Here is an 18,809-nt window from a genome sequence, read left to right on the forward strand (position 1 = left end):
ATTAGTGGACGCGGTAAGTCAGTGTATTGTATTACCGACTATAACAAAAGTGCAGATAATTTCATTGATTAACTTATAATACTTACTTGCTCCACGACCAAGCACATCTTCAACAAGCGCACGTCTTACGAGCGTCGCAGAAAGAGGAAAACCACTTTTATGCAGTGAACTTGACACTTTTCTCGCCGTACTGGGAATAATAGAATCGGTAATTTTTATTATATTATCTTTTCCTAAATTCAAAACGTAATCATTGATCACATCGAATCTTTCCACTTCTATTAGGAATAGTAAATAAAAGAAACGGTTTTCTTCATATTGATTAGCTATATCCAAAAATAATTTTATAGCACTCCCTTTTTCATCCTTATCAAGAGTATTTTCATATAATTCGTAAAATTTATGGTTATAGTATTCCTTGAAAGCGTTAATACAAAGTTGCCTGGCTTCTTCTTTCTTGCCCTCTTCCATATTGGCCTTAATCAATAATTCCATTATCTTATCATCATTGAGTTCAACTGGCAGTTTGTTGTTTTTTTCTCTGAGATTTTCCAACAACACAATAGCTTCATCAGACCTGACATCTTCAATCAGCAATTCAGCGTAATCCAGATAATATCTTGGATATAAAAACTCTTTCTCCTTATCGAGATACGTCTTGAAGAATTCAATATCTTTAATGGAATAACTCAACTCCAGTGCTTCATCATCTTTTTTGTGCTGATAAAAGATATCTCTTAGCTGGCGAAGAATATCAAGACCCAAAGTAGATTTATATTCAGCCAGCAGGGACAAAGAGAAATAATATTCACCTTGGAAAATATTGAAAAGCTTATTTGCTACCGTAACCTTATCAATATCTTTTTGCAGAGATAACGCCTTAATCCAAGATTCAACAAGGTAGTAGTAATAATCCTGCCAGCCACCACTCGAGGTGTCTTTAGTTTCACTCAGGCGTTCAAAATCTTGTAACATATTTGACAGTAACACTTCTGATTCTGCTGGCTTTAAAGGGATAATCGTGTCAAAAAGCGTTGCCATATAGCTATGCAGTTCACCGAAGAAGATATCCGTTTCATAATAATCGAAAAATCGTTTGCTCTTGCTGCGTTTTTTATACTCTTTTTCAATGAGTTTCAGAATATCTTCAGACTCCAGCAAATATCCACTGACTAATGTGGTTTGAGCCAGCTCATTATTTCTGATTAATACATGGATGATTTCAAGTAATTCTTCTTTATTAAAACTGGCGAGTAACTCAGATTGTTTTTTACTCAATTCATTCTTCATCATAAAAACCCTATATTCTGACTTTACTAAAAAAACTACTGTATAAATAACCATTGTAACTGCTATAGTTTAGACTACTATTCATCACAATGTAGAGGCGGCTCTTTGCCCTCAACACAAAAACAGTTGCAGAAATATTATGCAAACAAAGCATGTTGAACAAGGTTTTATACTCACCCGCCACTGGAAAGATACGCCATCCGGTATTGAGTTAGTATATTGGCTAGCGACGGATCAGGGTGCACGCCGCATCACTATTTCTCACCAAAAAGCGGTGGCTTTTATTCCCCAGCATGATTTGCAGAAGGCAAAGCGGATTATCGGCCAAGAACAGCGTTGTGAATTCAAACCTGTTCCGTTGAAAGATTTCAATCGCCAACCTGTTACTGCCTTATATTGCCTGCAATATCGTCAATTGCAACAACTAGAAAAAGCGCTGAAAGAGCAGGATATTCCGCTCTACGAAACCGATATCCGCCCACCTGACCGATTTATGATGGAGCGTTTTATTACCGCACCCGTCTGGTTCAATCAGAAGCCGGATGGCAGCTATCAAATGAAACCGAATCCCACCTATCGCCCTAAACTGAAATGGGTTTCACTGGATATTGAAACCAGCCAGCATGGGGAGCTGTATTCCATCGGATTAGCGGGTTGCGGTGAGCAAACGGTGTTTATGCTGGGGCCAGAAAACGGGGGCAGGCAAAATAGGAATTTCAAGCTGGAGTATGTCGCCAGCCGTCCGCAGATGCTGGAAAAGCTAAACGAATGGATAGCATTTTACGATCCCGATGCCATTATTGGCTGGAGTCTGATCCAGTTTGATTTAAAAGTATTACAGAAACATGCTGAACGCTATAACGTACCGCTGAAACTCGGTCCTCATCATGGTTTGCTGGAATGGCGGGAGCACGGTTTCAAGCCGGGGCATTTTTTCGCCTCGGCTGAAGGCCGCCTGATTATTGATGGCATTGATGCGCTGAAAACCGCAACGTGGAATTTTCCTTCGTTCAGTCTTGAATCTGTCGCACAGGCGTTATTGGGGGAAGGAAAAGCCATTGATAGCCCCTATGATCGGATGGATGAAATCAATCGCCGCTTTCAGGAGGATAAACCCGCCCTCGCCCACTATAATTTGCAGGACTGTATTCTGGTCAACCGTATTTTTGATAAGACGGATTTGATGACGTTCCTGCTGGAGCGCGCTACGGTGACAGGGCTGGCAGTGGATCGCAGCGGGGGATCAGTGGCTGCGTTCACGCACCTTTATCTGCCGAGAATGCACCGCATCGGCTATGTCGCTCCCGTTCATGCAACTGACTCCGGTGATAGCCCCGGCGGTTTTGTGATGGATTCGTTTCCGGGGCTGTATGATTCAGTGCTGGTTTTGGATTACAAGAGCCTCTATCCTTCTATTATTCGCACTTTTCTGATTGATCCCGTGGGCATGGTAGAAGGCCTCGCCCAGCCCGATAGTGAACATGCCATACCCGGTTTTCGGCAAGCGTTTTTCTCTCGCACTCAACATTGTTTACCTGATATCGTCACGCAAATCTGGCATGAACGTGACAAAGCCAAAAAGCAACAAAACGCTCCGCTCTCCCAAGCGCTGAAAATTATCATGAATGCGTTTTATGGCGTACTGGGTGCGTCAGGCTGCCACTTTTTTGATCCCCGCCTGACTTCCTCTATTACCCTGCGCGGGCACCAAATCATGCACCAGACCCGTGAGTTGATTGAGTCACAAGGGTATCAGGTGATTTATGGCGATACGGACTCAACTTTTATCTGGCTGAAGCACCCTCATTCTGAAGCAGAAGCCGGTCAAATAGGTCATTCGCTGGCGCAATTTGTCAATCAATGGTGGCAAAGCCATCTTAAAACGCAGTTCAATCTTGAAAGTACTTTGGAACTGGAATTTGAAACCCATTATCGCCGTTTTCTCATGCCAACCGTGAGAGGCACTGAACAAGGCAGTAAAAAACGCTATGCCGGATTGAGTGGCGATAAAATGATTTTCAAAGGGCTGGAAACAATAAGAACGGATTGGACACCGCTTGCGCAGATTTTCCAGAATGAACTGTACACCCTTATTTTTCACCAGAAGCCTTACCAAGATTATATCCGTGATTACGTTGCCAACACGCTGGCAGGAAAATTCGATGACCGTCTCATTTACCGCAAACAGCTACGTCGCAAACTGTCTGATTATCAGCGTAATGTACCGCCTCATGTCCGGGCAGCACGTCTGGCGGATGAGTATAACCAGCTGAACAATCGTCCATTGCAATACCAAAATGGCGGTTGGATCAGCTACCTCATCACGCAATCAGGGCCTGAGCCTCTGGAAGACCAGACTACGCTGCCGGATTACGAACACTACATTAATAAACAACTGATGCCGATTGCAGACGCCATCCTGCCATTTCTTCAAGATAACTTTATGACCCTGCTGACAGGGCAGATGAGAATATCTTTCGAATAATGGATACTTTTGCAGGTGACGGCTTGCTCCTCTTGAATTAACATATCGCCCCTCTAATGGGCAATGGTGCTTTTACGACCTCGTTTCCAAAAAACGAGCGATGAAAAGTGTCGTTGAAAACTATCCCTATCGATAACCAATGATGATCGATATCCAACAAAAGCAGCCATCCTGCAACCATAAATAACATTGTCTAACAGAAAACTGAGCCAAAATTTATGCCATTTACCCTTGGTCAACGCTGGATAAGCGATACAGAAAGCGAACTTGGATTAGGAACAGTCGTAGCGCTTGATACGCGCATGGTGACGTTACTTTTCCCTGCCAGCGGAGAAAACCGCCTTTACGCACGCAATGATTCACCCATTACCCGCGTTATGTTTAATGCGGGCGATACCCTGACCAGTCATGAAGGCTGGAAACTCAAGGTCGATGAAGTTCAGCAAGATAATGGCCTGTTAATCTATATCGGTACTCGTCTGGATACTGAAGAGGAAAATATCACCCTACGAGAAGTTTTTCTGGATAGTAAGCTGACGTTTAATAAGCCCCAGGATCGTCTGTTTGCCGGTCAGATTGACCGAATGGATCGCTTTGCGCTGCGTTTTCGCGCCCGTAAACATCAAAGTGAGCAGTTTCGTCTAGCTGAAAGTGGGCTGCGTGGCATTCGCGCCAGCTTAATCCCTCACCAGTTGCATATTGCCAATGAAGTCGGCAAACGCCACGCTCCCCGTGTGTTGCTGGCCGATGAAGTCGGATTGGGTAAAACCATCGAAGCTGGCATGGTTATTCACCAGCAACTCATGGCCGGTCGTGCTGAACGAGTGCTGGTCATCGTGCCGGAAAGCCTCCAGCACCAATGGCTGGTGGAAATGCTACGCCGTTTCAACCTGCGCTTTTCCCTGTTTGATGATGGTCGTTATTCCGAAGCCCTGCACGATAGCGATAATCCATTTGAAACAGAACAATTGATTATCTGTTCTCTGGATTTTGTTCGCCGTAATAAGCAGCGTTTTGAACATCTGCTGGAAGCAAGTTGGGATTTAATGGTCGTCGATGAGGCTCATCATCTGGAATGGAGCGAAAAAGCACCAAGTCGCGAATATCAGGTCATTGAAGAGTTAGCCGAGCAGATCCCATCCGTACTGCTGCTGACAGCAACGCCTGAGCAATTAGGACAGGAAAGCCATTTTGCCCGTCTGCGTCTGCTCGATCCCAATCGTTTCCACGATTATCAGGTGTTTATTGATGAACAGCAGAAGTACCGTCCGGTCGCTGATGCCGTCACCCTGCTGCTGTCTGGCGAAACGCTGAACAATGACCCGCAGAACCTGATTGTCGAACTGATTAGCGAGCAGGATATTGAACCTCTGCTGAAAGCGGCAAACAGTCATCAGGATGAAGAGAGTGAAAAAGCTCGCCGTGAACTGGTCGCGATGTTAATGGATCGCCACGGCACTAGCCGCCTGCTGTTCCGTAATACCCGCGGCGGCGTCAAAGGTTTTCCACACCGTGAACTGCACGAAATCAAGCTGCCATTACCCGCTCAATATCAGACGGCAATCAAAGTGTCTGAAATCATGGGCGCCAAAAAATCCGTAGAAGCGCGCGCTAAGGATATGCTCTACCCGGAACGGATCTATCAGGAGTTTGAAGGCGAAAATGCGACATGGTGGAACTTCGATCCCCGTGTGGAATGGCTGCTTGGTTTCTTGCTGGCAAACCGCGATGAAAAAGTGCTGGTGATCTGTGCCAAGGCAGAAACTGCCCTGCAACTGGAGCAGGTGCTACGCGAACGTGAAGGTATCCGCAGTGCCGTGTTCCACGAAGGGTTATCTCTGCTGGAACGCGACCGTGCCGCGGCTTACTTCGCTTCCGAAGATGAAGGAGCGCAAGTGCTGCTCTGTTCTGAAATTGGTTCTGAAGGGCGTAACTTCCAGTTTGCTAACCAGCTTGTCATGTTTGATCTGCCTTTCAACCCAGATTTGCTGGAACAACGCATCGGTCGTCTGGATCGTATCGGCCAAAGCCGGAATATCAAGATCAGCATACCTTATCTGGAAAATACCGCGCAATCGATTCTCCTGCGCTGGTATCACGAGGGTTTGAATGCCTTTGAACAGACCTGCCCAACCGGTCGTCCCATCTATGACAAATATTATGAAACTCTGGTGAATTTCCTTGCCAAGCCAAACGAACAGGCTGGCTTCACGCCATTCATTACAGAGTGCCGTGAGCATCATGAGCAACTCAGGCAGCAGCTGGAGCAAGGCCGTGACCGTCTGCTGGAAATGAATTCCAATGGTGGCGAGCAGGGACAAAAGCTGGCAGAAACCATCGCCGCACAGGATAACGATACGGATCTGGTGAGTTTTGCTCTGAATTTGTTCGATATCATTGGCATTAATCAGGAAGATCGCAGCGACAATATTATTACCCTGAATCCATCCGATCATATGCTGGTGCCGGATTTCCCTGGCTTACCGGCAGATGGTTGCTCAATTACGTTTGATCGTGAAAAAGCCCTGTCCCGCGAGGATACCCAATTCCTGAGCTGGGAACACCCGATCATCCGTAACGGCTTAGATCTGATTTTGTCTGGAGATACCGGAAGCTGTGCCGTTTCCATTCTGAAAAACAAAGCACTGCCAGTCGGAACGCTGTTGGTTGAGTTAATTTACGTTGTTGAAGCCCAAGCGCCGAAACATCTGCAATTAACCCGCTTCCTGCCACCAACACCAGTGCGCCTCTTAATGGATCTGAAAGGAACCAATCTGGCACCTCAAGTGGAGTTTGAAAGTTTCAACCGCCAGCTAAATGCTATCAATCGCCATAATGCCAGTAAACTGGTCAGTGCGGTGCAAAAAGAAGTTCACGCTATTTTGCAGCAATCTGAACCGCTGGTGGAACAGCAAGCCCGTGAGGTGATTGAGAAAGCGAAGAAAGAGGCAGATAACGTGCTGTCTGCTGAGTTGTCACGGCTGGAAGCGCTGAAAGCGGTTAATCCAAATATCCGTGATGATGAGCTGGAAGCGGTTGAGTCTGAACATAAGCATCTGCTGCTCAATCTTGATCAGGCAAATTGGCGTCTGGATGCCATTCGCTTGGTGGTGGTCTCTCATCAATAAATAGCCACTAATAAATAGCCAATCCTGAAATACGGGGCGATCTCAATGAGATGCCCCTGCATTTTAATCTCACACCGTAAATCATATGCTGATAAAATCCGCCCCGTCATTTTTTCGACCCAACTGGAGCCACTATGCTGGAATCTTATAATCCCCCGACTGATCCCTGGTTACATGTGCTTTATCAAGACGAGCACATTATGGTTGTCAATAAACCCAGTGAGTTGCTTTCTGTACCGGGCAAAGCAGAGGACCATAAGGACAGTATCATGACGCGGATACAGGCCGAGTTTCCAACGGCTGAATCTGTTCATCGACTGGATATGGCAACCAGTGGTGTCATGGTCGTTGCACTGACCAAAGCGGCTGAACGTGAGCTAAAACGTCAGTTTCGCGAACGTGAGCCGAAAAAAGTCTATATCGCCCGGGTATGGGGAAAATTAGAACGGGAAAAAGGTCTGGTAGATTTACCACTGATCTGCGACTGGCCGAACCGCCCGAAGCAAAAGGTCTGTTTTGAAACCGGAAAATCGGCACAGACAGAGTATCAAGTGCTGGAATATGAAGCTCAGGCAACTCGCGTCAGGCTTGCTCCCATCACTGGGCGATCCCATCAGCTACGTGTACATATGCTGGCGCTTGGTAATCCCATTCTGGGTGACAGGTTCTATGCTCATCAGCAGGCAAGAGAACTGGCACCTCGCCTGCAATTACATGCACAAGAGTTGTCGATTACTCATCCGGCCTACGGCACTCCGATGCATTTTGAATGCAAGGCCGATTTTTGACAGGTGTTATTTAAAACCTTTTTCTTTTTTAATTAAATCATAAGCGGATTGGATGGACTGCGCTTTCTGTTTGGCAATATCCATCATTTCTGGCGGTAAACCTTTTGCCACCAGTTTATCGGGATGGTGTTCACTCATCAGTTTTCGATAAGCCCGCTTAATGGTTGTCGCATCGTCATGTTCCTTAACACCCAGCACCTTGCAGGCATCTGCCAGTGTCGCCCGCGGCTGCCCATGATCCTGATAACGGCCATGCTGCTGGTATTGCCCACCAAAATGGCGGCCACCTTCCATCATGGCGAGGAACTGCTCAAATTGAGCACGGGAAATACCCAGTTCTTCAGCAATGACAAACAACACTATTCTTTCATTAGGATGCAGTTCGCCATCTGAAAACGCAGCCTGTAACTGAATTTCCAAAAACATCCGAATCAGATCGAAGCGCCCAAAACAGGCACGTCGCAATTGCCGAAGTGTTTCACGCAGAGGAAACCGGGGTTGCTTACCCTCACGAAACGCCTGCTGTGCGGCAACCCTTGCATCACCATGCAGCTGCATCCTATCCATCAACTGGCTGACGAGCTGGATATCCGTTTCTGTCACCCGGCCTTTTGCTTTGGTCAAATGCCCCAATATCTGAAAGGTGCTGCGAAAAAACAGCGCCTGCCGGGATGGACCTTTGTCAGAAAGTCTTTGATTGCGCATCCTGACCTTATCAAGTACATGACCGAGCAACAGGCCAATCACTATGCCCCAAAAGCCGGCACCAGAAGCAATACCAAATATCAATCCAAATAATTTTCCCCAATACTGCATATACTCTTCAATTCCTCAATGCCCTGAGCGCAATTTTGCATTATCATACTATTCATTAAGCTCCGTGCCTAACAGCAAGATTAGTAAAGTTTAACTTTACTCTGGCGCATATTTATCAAGTGCGTTAGTCTCTGAGCGTTTGCCGGCATGATGCCACTGATGACGGAACCGCATAACTATCTATGAATAAATGTTATCCCACTCTGCTGGCCACAATGGTATGGGCAGCAATTTACAGTCAGCAAGCACATGCTGACCTTGCAGCACAGTGTATGCTGGGCGTACCTGTATACGATAAACCCATTATCACGGCTGATCCCAACCAAGTTCCCATTAACATTAAGTCTGATGATACACACGGTGAATATCCCAATGCAGTCGAGTTCGTCGGCAATGTTGATATCCAACAGGGGAATAAAACGCTGACAGCCGATAAAGTGTGGCTCGAACAGACACAGGATGAAGTCCCTGTCAGGACGGTGATCGCAACAGGCAATGTTAGCTATGATGACCCCCAGATTATTTTGAAGGGCCCCCGTGCCTGGTCTAACCTGAACAGTAAAGACACGGACATGGAACACGGCAAGTACCAGATGGTTGGCCGTCAAGGACGCGGTAACGCAGATAAGTTGATGGTACGCGATGAAAACCGCTATACCATTATGAATAACGGGATATTTACCTCATGTCTGCCAGGCAACGATAGCTGGAGTGTTGTTGGCTCCGAAGTCATCCTCGACCGTAAAGAAGAAGTGGCTGAGATCTGGAATGCCCGTTTCAGGGTGGCCAACGTGCCGGTATTTTACAGCCCATACCTGCAACTCCCCATTGGTGACAAACGCCGTTCTGGTTTTCTGATCCCCAATGGTAGCTATTCCAATAAAGAAGGCGTGCAATTCAAGCTGCCGTATTACTGGAATATTGCCCCGAATTACGATGCCACTATTACGCCGAATCTGATCAGTAAACGGGGTCTTAAGCTGGATAACGAGTTCCGTTACTTAACAAAAGCCGGAGCGGGTACAGTCGCTTTTGATTGGCTTGGGCATGACCGCCTGTATGCGGATGATAAAAAACTTGATAAAAACCTGTCAGATCGGGAGAGCAATAACCGCTGGTTATTCTATTGGAACCACAGTGGCGTACTCAATCAAGCATGGCGTTTCAGTGCTGATTACACCAAAGTCAGTGATTCCAAATATTTCACTGATTTTACCTCACAATACGGCACCAGTACCGACGGTTATGCCACCCAGAAATTCAGTATTGGCTATGCCCAACAGAACTGGGATGCAACCTTGGCAAGCAAGCAATTCCAGATCTTTACTGCCGGAAAAGATAGGAAAGCTTACCGTGCAGAGCCTCAACTTGATCTGAATTACTACAAAAATGATCTGGGGCCGTTTGATTTCCGAACCCATGCCCAAGTTGCCAAATTCACCAGCGTAGGCAAAGATTCCCCAGAGGCAACACGTTGGCATGTGGAACCGACTATCAATCTGCCGCTCTCCAATCGCTGGGCAAGCCTCAATAATGAATTTAAATTGATGGCAACCCACTATCAGCAAGATGTTCCTGCTACGACACAGAACTCTGCGCTAGAGAAGACAGTCAACCGTGTCCTGCCACTGTTTAAATCCGATGCGAAGATGGTGTTTGAGCGCACCATGTATATGAACAAGGATTACACTCAGACACTGGAACCCCGTGTTCAGTACCTTTATGTACCTTATAAGAATCAAGATAACATTAACAACTTCGATTCTTCCCTGTTGCAGGCTAACTATTCCGGGCTGTTCCGAGACCGCTTCTTCAGTGGGCTGGATCGCATTTCATCTGCCAATCAGTTTACCAGTGGCATCACCACCCGCATTTATGATGAAGATTTAGTTGAACGTTTTAACCTATCTGTAGGTCAAATCTACTACTTTGAAAGTCCGCGTACCCAAGATACTGACTCCAAAGACTCAAACAAAAATATCCTCAACACCAAAAAAAGTACGGGTGCGACAACATGGGCCGGAGATGTTGAGTGGAAAATCAATGATTCATGGGGATTTAAAGGGGGTCTGCAATACGATACCCGTCTGAACAGTGTGGCAATGGGCAATACGGTAGTGGAATACCGCAATGATGCAGAACGTCTGGTGCAGTTGAATTATCGTTTTGTTAACCGCGACTATATTCAAGCCACACTTGGAAGCCAAGCGCCGTCATTCCAGCAGGGCATTTCGCAGGTCGGGCTAGTGGCAAGCTGGCCGCTGGCGGATCGCTGGGCGTTCGTGGGTTCATATTATTACGATACCAAAGAGAAACAGCCGGCAAGCCAGCTGGTTGGCCTCCAATACAACACCTGCTGCTGGGCGGTGAATGTCGGTTATGAACGTAAAATCGTCAGCTGGAAGGACAACAGCAGTGAATATGACAACAAATGGTCATTCAATGTTGAACTTCGTGGCTTAAGCAGCAATCAAAGTTTGGGTAGCCAGAAGATGCTGGAGAGAGGTATTCTGCCTTACCAGCGCGCATTCTGATACTGATAAACATGATGCAAACACAATGTAAACACAATAACCCCGCCAAGGCGGGATTGATATGATGGGAAACGTATGAAGAACTGGAGAGCGCTCATTCTCGGATTGATGTTTTCAGTGAATACTGTCGCAATGGCAGCACCACAGGAACTCAATAGGGTTGCTGCCGTTGTCAACAATGGTGTCGTACTGGAAAGTGATGTCGACGAGCAATTACAATCCGTTAAACTCAGTGCAAAACATGCTGGTCAGCAAATACCGGATGAAAAAGCCTTGCGTCACCAGATCCTTGAGCGTTTGATTATGGATGACATCATTTTGCAAATGGCAAAACAGATGCAGATCACTATCCCCGATCAAGTCTTAGATTCCACTATCTCAAACATTGCCGCCCAGAACCATATGGGTCTGGATGAATTGAAAAAAAATCTGACTGCCGAGGGTCTCAACTTTAATACCTACCGCAATCAGATCCGCAAAGAGATGGTTATTGCCGAAGTACGCAATAATGAAATTCGTCGCCGCGTCACTATCCTGCCACAGGAAGTTGAGGCGCTGGCCAAGAATCTTAGCAGCGAAAATAACCAGAATACCGAGTTGAATGTCAGCAACATTCTGATTCCACTGCGAGAAAATCCAAGTCAAGCACAGGTAGAAAAAGCGACGGCGATCATAAACAAGATTTTATCTGAACTCAAGAATGGCGCCGATTTTGGTAAGCTGGCCATCACCTATTCCGGCGATACACAGGCCCTGAAAGGTGGCAATATGGGTTGGAGAAAATTGCAGGAATTACCCTCTCTGTTTACAGAACAGCTCCAGTCAGCACATAAGGGACAAATTATTGGCCCAATCCGTTCCGGCGTTGGTTTCCATATCCTGAAAATTAATGATATCCGCGGTAGCAATATGCCGCCGGTTGCGGCCACTGAAGTTAATGCCCGTCATATTCTGCTGAAAACTTCACCTATCATGACCGATGATCAAGCCCGCAGCACTCTGATGAAACTTAGAGAAGAAATCTTAAGTGGTAAAATCACATTTAACGCAGCAGCGGAAAAGCATTCTGAAGATCCGGGCACAGCCATGCGTGGTGGTGAACTGGGCTGGAATGTACCAAGTACTTATGCGCCAGCTTTCCGTGATGCCTTAGTGAAACTCAAAAAAGATGAGCTCAGCCAGCCTGTTCACTCTACTTTCGGCTGGCATTTAATCCAACTGATTGATACCCGCAAGGTTGACAGAACGGACTCGGCACAGAAAGATAATGCCTACCGCCTGCTGTTAAACCGTAAACTCGGTGAAGAAACACAAAACTGGATGCAGGATTTGCGTGCCTCCGCTTATGTGAAAATTTTAGATGGTAGCGATGCACAACAATAAACCCATCATTATCACCCCCGGCGAACCAGCCGGGGTTGGCCCTGATTTAGTCATTGCCCTCGCACAAAAAGAGTGGCCTATCCAACTGGTTGTATGTGCTGATCCTGAGTTGATGCTCTCACGAGCCAAGCAACTCAACCTGCCCCTTCAACTACAACCTTACTCCCCTGAATACATTTCCCCAACACAGGCCGCCGGAACCCTGACTATTCTGCCCGTTTCCCTCCATTCACCTGTCATTGCCGGTGAATTGAACCGGGAAAACGGTATTTATGTCACGGAAACGCTGGCAAAAGCCTGCGAGGGTTGTCTGAATGGCGAGTTTTCTGCGCTGGTGACAGGCCCTGTCCACAAAGGTGTCATCAACGAGGCAGGCGTTCCTTTTACCGGGCATACTGAGTTTTTTGCTGACCACAGCCAATGCTCAAGGGTAGTCATGATGCTGGCAACAGAAGAGCTACGGGTGGCGCTGGCAACGACGCATCTGCCGATTATGGATGTTCCCAAGGCGATTACGTTTGATTCACTGAGAGAAGTAGTCACTATTCTCAACCATGATCTGAAAACCAAATTCGGTATCCGCCGCCCCCATATCTATGTTTGTGGCCTGAATCCACATGCAGGGGAAGGTGGACACATGGGGCATGAAGAAATTAACGTGATTATTCCCGCATTGGACAGCCTGAGGGCAGAAGGTATCTGGCTAGAAGGGCCGCTGCCGGCCGATACCCTGTTCCAGCCTAAGTACTTGGATCATGCTGATGCCGTACTTTCGATGTATCACGATCAAGGGTTACCCGTGTTAAAATATCAAGGTTTTGGCAGAGCCGTGAATATCACTCTCGGACTGCCATTTATCCGAACGTCTGTCGATCACGGCACAGCTCTAGAGCTGGCAGGGACAGGCCAAGCAGATGTGGGAAGTTTTATTACCGCATTAAATTTAGCAATTAAGATGATACAAAACAGTAATGAATAATAAAGTCCATCAAGGGCACTACGCCCGTAAACGCTTCGGGCAAAACTTTTTAACCGATCAGTTTATCATTGAAAGTATTGTCGATGCGATGAACCCACAGCCTGGTCAGGCTGTCGTGGAAATAGGCCCTGGTCTGGGTGCACTGACCGAGCCAGTGGGTGAGCGCATGGATAAAATGACTGTCGTCGAACTTGACCGTGATCTGGCAGCTCGCCTGCATGTTCATCCTAAGCTAAAAGATAAGCTGACCATCATTCAGCAGGATGCGATGACCGTTGATTTTGGCCAACTGGCCAAGGAACAGGGGCAGTCCCTGCGTGTATTTGGTAATTTGCCTTATAACATCTCTACACCATTGATGTTCCATCTTTTCAGCTATACTGATGCTATCGCTGATATGAGTTTTATGCTGCAAAAAGAAGTGGTGAACCGTCTGGTCGCTGGGCCTGGCAGTAAAGCCTACGGGCGTTTGAGTGTAATGGCACAATATTACTGTCAGATTATCCCTGTTCTTGAAGTACCACCTACTGCATTTACGCCAGCCCCCAAAGTGGATTCAGCCATTGTGCGTCTTATGCCGTACAAAGCTATGCCTTATCCGGTTAAAGACATTCGCATGTTAGCCCGAGTTACTACTCAGGCATTTAACCAACGGCGCAAAACTATCCGCAATAGCCTTGGCGATCTCTTTTCAGTTGAGCAATTGTCTGAACTGGGCGTTGATCCGGGCACACGGGCTGAAAACATTTCTGTCGAGCAATACTGTAAGATGGCAAATTGGTTATCATCTCAGGCAAAAACTGCCAGAAATCAATAAACAGCCATTACAGTAACAGGAGGCATTTATGCTCAACGAACCAAGAATTCATATTCAAGTACAGAGTACTTACGTAGAAAGCCAATCAGAACCAGAGCAACAGCGTTTTGTGTTTGCTTATACGATATCAATTCACAATCTTGGGCATTCCCCCGTGCAACTTATCAGCCGTTATTGGCGTATAACCAACAGTGATGGACACCGAACAGAAATTCAGGGTGAAGGGGTTGTAGGAAAACAACCCGTGATCCTTCCTGGAACAGATTATCGCTACAGCAGCGGGGCTATTCTGGAAACGCCTTTAGGCACAATGGAAGGTCATTATGAAATGCGTGATCATGATGGTCGCCCATTTCGTGTCGCCATTCCCGTGTTCAGACTGGCTATTCCAACACTGATAAATTAACTATGGCTACATACCTTATTGGCGATATTCACGGCTGTTATCATGAATTTCGCGATTTATTACAACAAGTTGCTTTTCATCCCAGCAAAGATACGTTATGGCTCACGGGCGATCTGGTCGCCCGTGGCCCTGATTCGCTGGAGGTGCTTCGCTATATCAAGCAACTCGGCCCAGCGGTTAAACTGGTCTTGGGCAACCATGACCTTCATTTGCTGGCCGTTTACGCCAAAATCAGCCGTAATAAGCCGAAAGACCAACTAGATAAATTACTCTCAGCACCGGATGTTGATGATTTGATTAATTGGCTAAGAAAGCAGCCAATGCTACAGATTGATGATGAACTAAAACTGGTCATGGCACATGCAGGATTGGCCCCCCAATGGGATTTAGACACCGCCAGAATATGTGCCCGTGAAGTGGAAGCCATTCTCCGCAGTGACAGCTACCCTTTGTTTCTCAATGCTATGTACGGTGATATGCCCAATAACTGGGATCCCGAACTGAGCGGGCTTGCTAGATTGCGTTATAGCACCAATGCACTGACACGAATGCGTTACTGCTTTCCAAATGGTCAATTGGATATGATCTGCAAATCGAAACCCGAAAATGTCTCTGCCCCACTAAAACCCTGGTTTGAATTGCCGCATAACATCCCTGAAGAATATTCTATTGCATTCGGTCACTGGGCTGCACTGGAGGGCAAAGGTACGCCTGTCGGCATCTATGCGCTGGATACTGGCTGCTGTTGGGGAGGTAAATTGACAATGCTGTGTTGGGAAGATAAGCAATATTTCAGCCAATCATCATTGCTAAATCGTTAATGACCCCACGGAATAAAATCTGTGACGCCGGAGTGCCTTGCGACACTCCGTAGATGAAATCTGATTAGTTGTGCTGACTACAGCTGTTTTTGTGATTGTTTTTTACTGCTGGCGCTCATTCACGGCGTTCTAGAATTTCAAAGCAATAGCCGTGTGAGTTGTGCTCGTCTGCATCATGATATTCGGTAAAGACTGAATTCCACTCATCGGGTGCGTAATCGGGGAAATGGGTGTCACCAATCACTTCCGCATCAATGTGAGTCAGATACATACGGTGGGCCAGAGGAATAAACTGCTCATAAATTTTGCCTCCCCCCATCACCATAATTTCATCAACATCACCTGCTGCGGCCAAAGCCTCTTCGATAGTGCGAACCCAAGTGGCACTATTATCACGTGCTGGCTGACTGCTTATCACGATATTCAAGCGTCCCGGTAAAGGGCGTCCTATCGATTCGTAAGTTACCCTCCCCATCACAACCGGTTTTCCGAGTGTATTGCGTTTGAACCAGGCTAAATCACCTGGCAGAGTCCACGGCATGGCATTTTCCATACCAATAACTCGATCCATAGCCATCGCAGCAATCAAGCTGATATTCATTAAGTCACCTTACAGGCAAATAAATAGTATGAAAATTTTGGACACTATACGGAAAGGGCTACTCTCAGTCGATAAGATTAGCAATTTATTCAGAACAAATAGTGTGTTCATGCACCAAGTTCCAAGCAAGTGATCGCGTCATCAGGAGCACCCTGATTTTCTGAAATAATGGCTCCATCCGCTCTGACAGGGCTTCGAGGCATTTTTCTTATTCCAACATCAGGCAAAGCAGTGGTGGTTATTATTATTGGTTTTTTCCTTAGCTCGTGGCTGGAGTGACAACCATTTGGCCAGCCACTCCGTCATCCGCCATTTCCAATATTTGACTGTAGTACTTGAAAGGAAAGACCTCATAAGACGGCTGCATCATATTCACCAACAATTCGGTTCTACCCTCAATCCAAACCGTATCTTTCCAGCCATAATCTTGTGGAAGTGGTCGATTTCCATTATGACTGATGACCTTGAATCTCCCCCCTTGGATATGGAAAGGCTGCGGAGCCGAAGTAGTGACAACCCAGCGCTCCCATGCACCTTGCTGGCTGCTGATGTCGATTCGATTCCTATTCAACAATACCCCATTGATCCCCTGAGTCGCATCCCCCAAAACAAACTGACGATTATGGATGGATGAGTTAATTTCCGTGGTATCCACCACTAGCTGCGTCGGTAATTGATCTGTCACGAGAGAAAGCAGCCCACTGGCCTTGATAGTCAGGACGGTCGTTGACAGCAATTTGGTTGAAGGCTCAAACAGCCCTTTCAGACGATCAAGCATGCCTGCCGACTCTCCTGCGGTAATGGCTACGCTATCCACTTTCGACATATCGACCAAAACCTCACGGCGTTCCCCTGGAGCAAGTGACAATTGCTGTACCGTCACGGGAGCAGGCAACAATCCCTGATCAGTACCTACCATATAGAAAGGACGGCCATCACTGAGTTGCAATTGATATCGGCGGGCATTAGAAGCATTCAATAAACGTAATCTGACCCAGCCTCTGGCAACCTCAATAAAAGGGTTTTCAACACCATTAATAAGCAATGTATCGCCAAGAAAACCTTGATTGATCGCCGGGTTATACTGAGGTACACCAAAATTATCTAACCGCTTGTCCTGCAAAATGACAGGAAAATCGTCAACGCCATAATTTTTGGGTAGAGGTAAGCTGCGGCTATCTTCATCTTCCACCAGCCACATACCTGCAAGCCCGGCATAAACATGCTGTGCCATTCGGTTTGGCGTGTTGGCATGATACCAGCAAGTTGCTGCCGGCTGGTTAATGGGGATAATCGGAGACCAATTTTCATTTGACGATATCAGGCGCGCCGAGCCTCCTACCAATGTCCCAGGAACCAACAGCCCTCCTACAGTCATTGAGACAGGTTCAGACAAACGATTGCTATATATCAGCTTGACGTTATCCCCTTTACGAACCCGAATGGTTGGCCCTAAATATCGCCCATTGATGCCCCAAACTTGCACCTTATTTTTGCCATCAAAAGACCAATGGGTCTTTTGCAGGGCTAAAAACAGGGGTTGGCCACCACGGGATTCCAGTAAGGGGGGGAGCGGCAGTGCCGTTTGTTGATCTTTATTGGCCCGAACCGCAAAAGGGAGCGCACCTAAACACATTGCCAAACCAGAAGCCTGTATAAATTGGCGCCGACTCAGTGACATATTTTCTCCACGACAGGAATAGCAATCCCCAAATGATTGCTTATATGAACGCAAGCACTTCACAATTCAAATAATTATTGGGATGAATTACCCAATATTTAGGCTATTGGGGTTGATTTTTCTACAGATTGCGTTTAATAAAAACGCTAATTTATTAAACGCAATCATATCGCGAATAAAGTGCAAATTCTAAAACTATCTTAAATTTATAGCCAGAATCCGCCCAAAGAGCAGGAGAAAATAGGTTATGAAATTAGCCTAACCAACAGCAATTTGATTATCTGCGCTTATCCATTACTTCGACTTCGTTATTCAGCTCTTCAATTTTGGCTTGCATCATTTGACGACAATGCTCTGCCAGCTGACGAACCTGCTCTTTAGTATATTTCGTCGTATCAATAGGGGGCAGCATTTCAACAATGACAGTGCCATTATTCCAGCGATTGAATTTGATGCGATCATGCGTGGAAGAAACACAGACTGGCACGATGGGTACGCCGGCTGCAATCGCCGCATGAAAAGCACCTGTTTTGAAAGGCAGCAGACCACGGCCACGGCTGCGGGTGCCTTCTGGGAACATCCAGACAGAAATATGCCTTTTTTTGATTTGTTGAACAACCTGTGAAATCGTACCGTGTGCTTTTGAGCGGTTTTCTCTGTTGATCAAAATATTGCCCGTCAGCCAGTAAAGCGGACCAAAAAAGGGAATGAATAGCAGGCTTTTTTTACCCACGGTTACAGTGCGGGGCTGTACGGCATTCGACATGGTGACCATGTCGTAATTGTTCTGGTGATTACCGATGTAGATGCTTGGCCCATATTGCTTCGCCTCTTCAGGAATGCGCTCCAGCATCTTAATGCCAAATACTTTGTGCAATTTGCCAAATGCATGACCAAAGGTCATGACATGACCCGGATTACGGGGGCTGAATAAACAGTAGATACTACCAAATAGACATATCAGGACTGATAACAGAAAAACAATAATTCCACGAATGATTGCTAACATAGCCGCCTCTTATAAAGCAGGCCAGAATAAATCTGGCCTGCTATTGTGATTGTTGTGTAACAAAAATCGTT

At 46.5% G+C, this 18,809-nt stretch carries 14 protein-coding genes; 9 read left to right on the plus strand and 5 right to left on the minus strand.

Annotated elements, in window-relative coordinates; translation table 11 throughout:
* Window positions 1-18: 18 nt before the first annotated feature.
* Window positions 19-1,293 carry a regulatory protein RecX gene (locus NXS07_RS09455; RefSeq protein WP_258086640.1) on the minus strand — a complete coding sequence of 425 codons (1,275 nt, stop codon included), beginning with the start codon at window positions 1,291-1,293 and terminating at the stop codon, window positions 19-21.
* 136 nt (window positions 1,294-1,429) lie between these two features.
* Between NXS07_RS09455 and NXS07_RS09460 the strand changes: the two genes are divergently transcribed.
* From NXS07_RS09460 to rluA, 3 genes are all read left to right on the plus strand, one after another.
* Window positions 1,430-3,775, plus strand: a complete 2,346-nt coding sequence (locus tag NXS07_RS09460; RefSeq protein WP_258086641.1) for a DNA polymerase II — start codon at window positions 1,430-1,432, stop codon at window positions 3,773-3,775.
* 218 nt (window positions 3,776-3,993) lie between these two features.
* Window positions 3,994-6,903 (plus strand): RNA polymerase-associated protein RapA, encoded by a 2,910-nt coding sequence (gene rapA, locus NXS07_RS09465; protein WP_258086642.1) that lies wholly within the window; start codon window positions 3,994-3,996, stop codon window positions 6,901-6,903.
* A 134-nt stretch (window positions 6,904-7,037) separates the two neighbouring features.
* Window positions 7,038-7,691, plus strand: a complete 654-nt coding sequence (gene rluA / locus NXS07_RS09470) for a bifunctional tRNA pseudouridine(32) synthase/23S rRNA pseudouridine(746) synthase RluA (RefSeq protein WP_012988291.1) — start codon at window positions 7,038-7,040, stop codon at window positions 7,689-7,691.
* A gap of 6 nt (window positions 7,692-7,697) precedes the next feature.
* Here rluA and djlA read toward each other — a convergent pair whose 3' ends face one another.
* Window positions 7,698-8,507, minus strand: coding sequence for a co-chaperone DjlA (djlA, locus tag NXS07_RS09475; protein ID WP_258086643.1), 810 nt, complete (start codon window positions 8,505-8,507; stop codon window positions 7,698-7,700).
* A 182-nt stretch (window positions 8,508-8,689) separates the two neighbouring features.
* Here djlA and lptD point away from each other — a divergent pair, with 182 nt between their 5' ends.
* The 6 genes from lptD to apaH all read left to right on the plus strand — a co-directional run bounded on the left by lptD (window position 8,690) and on the right by apaH (window position 15,447).
* Window positions 8,690-11,041, plus strand: coding sequence for an LPS assembly protein LptD (lptD, locus tag NXS07_RS09480; RefSeq protein WP_258086644.1), 2,352 nt, complete (start codon window positions 8,690-8,692; stop codon window positions 11,039-11,041).
* Between the two features lie 75 nt (window positions 11,042-11,116).
* On the plus strand, window positions 11,117-12,424 hold the full coding sequence (surA, locus tag NXS07_RS09485) for a peptidylprolyl isomerase SurA (protein ID WP_258086645.1): 1,308 nt from the start codon (window positions 11,117-11,119) through the stop codon (window positions 12,422-12,424).
* Window positions 12,411-13,403: a 4-hydroxythreonine-4-phosphate dehydrogenase PdxA gene (gene pdxA, locus NXS07_RS09490; RefSeq protein WP_258086646.1), complete on the plus strand. Its 993-nt coding sequence runs from the start codon at window positions 12,411-12,413 to the stop codon at window positions 13,401-13,403. Before surA ends, pdxA begins: the two co-directional genes overlap by 14 nt.
* Window positions 13,396-14,220: a 16S rRNA (adenine(1518)-N(6)/adenine(1519)-N(6))-dimethyltransferase RsmA gene (rsmA, locus tag NXS07_RS09495; protein ID WP_038196638.1), complete on the plus strand. Its 825-nt coding sequence runs from the start codon at window positions 13,396-13,398 to the stop codon at window positions 14,218-14,220. The genes pdxA and rsmA overlap by 8 nt, the downstream gene beginning before the upstream one ends.
* 28 nt (window positions 14,221-14,248) lie before the next feature.
* The gene (gene apaG, locus NXS07_RS09500; protein ID WP_038196637.1) at window positions 14,249-14,626 is read left to right on the plus strand and encodes a Co2+/Mg2+ efflux facilitator ApaG/CorD; all 378 of its coding nucleotides are present in this window, start codon (window positions 14,249-14,251) and stop codon (window positions 14,624-14,626) included.
* A 2-nt stretch (window positions 14,627-14,628) separates the two neighbouring features.
* Entirely contained in the window at window positions 14,629-15,447 is an 819-nt protein-coding gene (gene apaH / locus NXS07_RS09505) for a bis(5'-nucleosyl)-tetraphosphatase (symmetrical) ApaH (protein ID WP_258086647.1), read from the plus strand.
* A gap of 115 nt (window positions 15,448-15,562) precedes the next feature.
* Here the strand turns inward: apaH and folA are convergent, their stop codons facing one another.
* The 3 genes from folA to NXS07_RS09520 form a co-directional block, all read right to left on the minus strand.
* On the minus strand, window positions 15,563-16,048 hold the full coding sequence (folA, locus tag NXS07_RS09510; protein WP_038196635.1) for a type 3 dihydrofolate reductase: 486 nt from the start codon (window positions 16,046-16,048) through the stop codon (window positions 15,563-15,565).
* Window positions 16,049-16,307: 259 nt separating this feature from the next.
* Entirely contained in the window at window positions 16,308-17,729 is a 1,422-nt protein-coding gene (ftsP, locus tag NXS07_RS09515) for a cell division protein FtsP (RefSeq protein ID WP_038209280.1), read from the minus strand.
* A gap of 277 nt (window positions 17,730-18,006) precedes the next feature.
* Window positions 18,007-18,738: a 1-acylglycerol-3-phosphate O-acyltransferase gene (locus tag NXS07_RS09520; protein ID WP_038196633.1), complete on the minus strand. Its 732-nt coding sequence runs from the start codon at window positions 18,736-18,738 to the stop codon at window positions 18,007-18,009.
* Between the last annotated feature and the right edge of the window lie 71 nt (window positions 18,739-18,809).

It is taken from the genome of Xenorhabdus bovienii, assembly GCF_024721015.1.
Taxonomy (GTDB): Bacteria; Pseudomonadota; Gammaproteobacteria; order Enterobacterales; family Enterobacteriaceae; genus Xenorhabdus; species Xenorhabdus bovienii.

Excerpts from the sequence above, each read along its gene's own strand:
- NXS07_RS09455 (WP_258086640.1), bottom strand. The coding sequence starts at position 1,293 with ATGATGAAGAATGAATTGAGTAAAAAACAATCTGAGTTACTCGCCAGT.
- NXS07_RS09460 (WP_258086641.1), top strand. The coding sequence starts at position 1,430 with ATGCAAACAAAGCATGTTGAACAAGGTTTTATACTCACCCGCCACTGG.
- rapA (WP_258086642.1), top strand. The coding sequence starts at position 3,994 with ATGCCATTTACCCTTGGTCAACGCTGGATAAGCGATACAGAAAGCGAA.
- rluA (WP_012988291.1), top strand. The coding sequence starts at position 7,038 with ATGCTGGAATCTTATAATCCCCCGACTGATCCCTGGTTACATGTGCTT.
- djlA (WP_258086643.1), bottom strand. The coding sequence starts at position 8,507 with ATGCAGTATTGGGGAAAATTATTTGGATTGATATTTGGTATTGCTTCT.
- lptD (WP_258086644.1), top strand. The coding sequence starts at position 8,690 with ATGAATAAATGTTATCCCACTCTGCTGGCCACAATGGTATGGGCAGCA.
- surA (WP_258086645.1), top strand. The coding sequence starts at position 11,117 with ATGAAGAACTGGAGAGCGCTCATTCTCGGATTGATGTTTTCAGTGAAT.
- pdxA (WP_258086646.1), top strand. The coding sequence starts at position 12,411 with ATGCACAACAATAAACCCATCATTATCACCCCCGGCGAACCAGCCGGG.
- rsmA (WP_038196638.1), top strand. The coding sequence starts at position 13,396 with ATGAATAATAAAGTCCATCAAGGGCACTACGCCCGTAAACGCTTCGGG.
- apaG (WP_038196637.1), top strand. The coding sequence starts at position 14,249 with ATGCTCAACGAACCAAGAATTCATATTCAAGTACAGAGTACTTACGTA.
- apaH (WP_258086647.1), top strand. The coding sequence starts at position 14,629 with ATGGCTACATACCTTATTGGCGATATTCACGGCTGTTATCATGAATTT.
- folA (WP_038196635.1), bottom strand. The coding sequence starts at position 16,048 with ATGAATATCAGCTTGATTGCTGCGATGGCTATGGATCGAGTTATTGGT.
- ftsP (WP_038209280.1), bottom strand. The coding sequence starts at position 17,729 with ATGTCACTGAGTCGGCGCCAATTTATACAGGCTTCTGGTTTGGCAATG.
- NXS07_RS09520 (WP_038196633.1), bottom strand. The coding sequence starts at position 18,738 with ATGTTAGCAATCATTCGTGGAATTATTGTTTTTCTGTTATCAGTCCTG.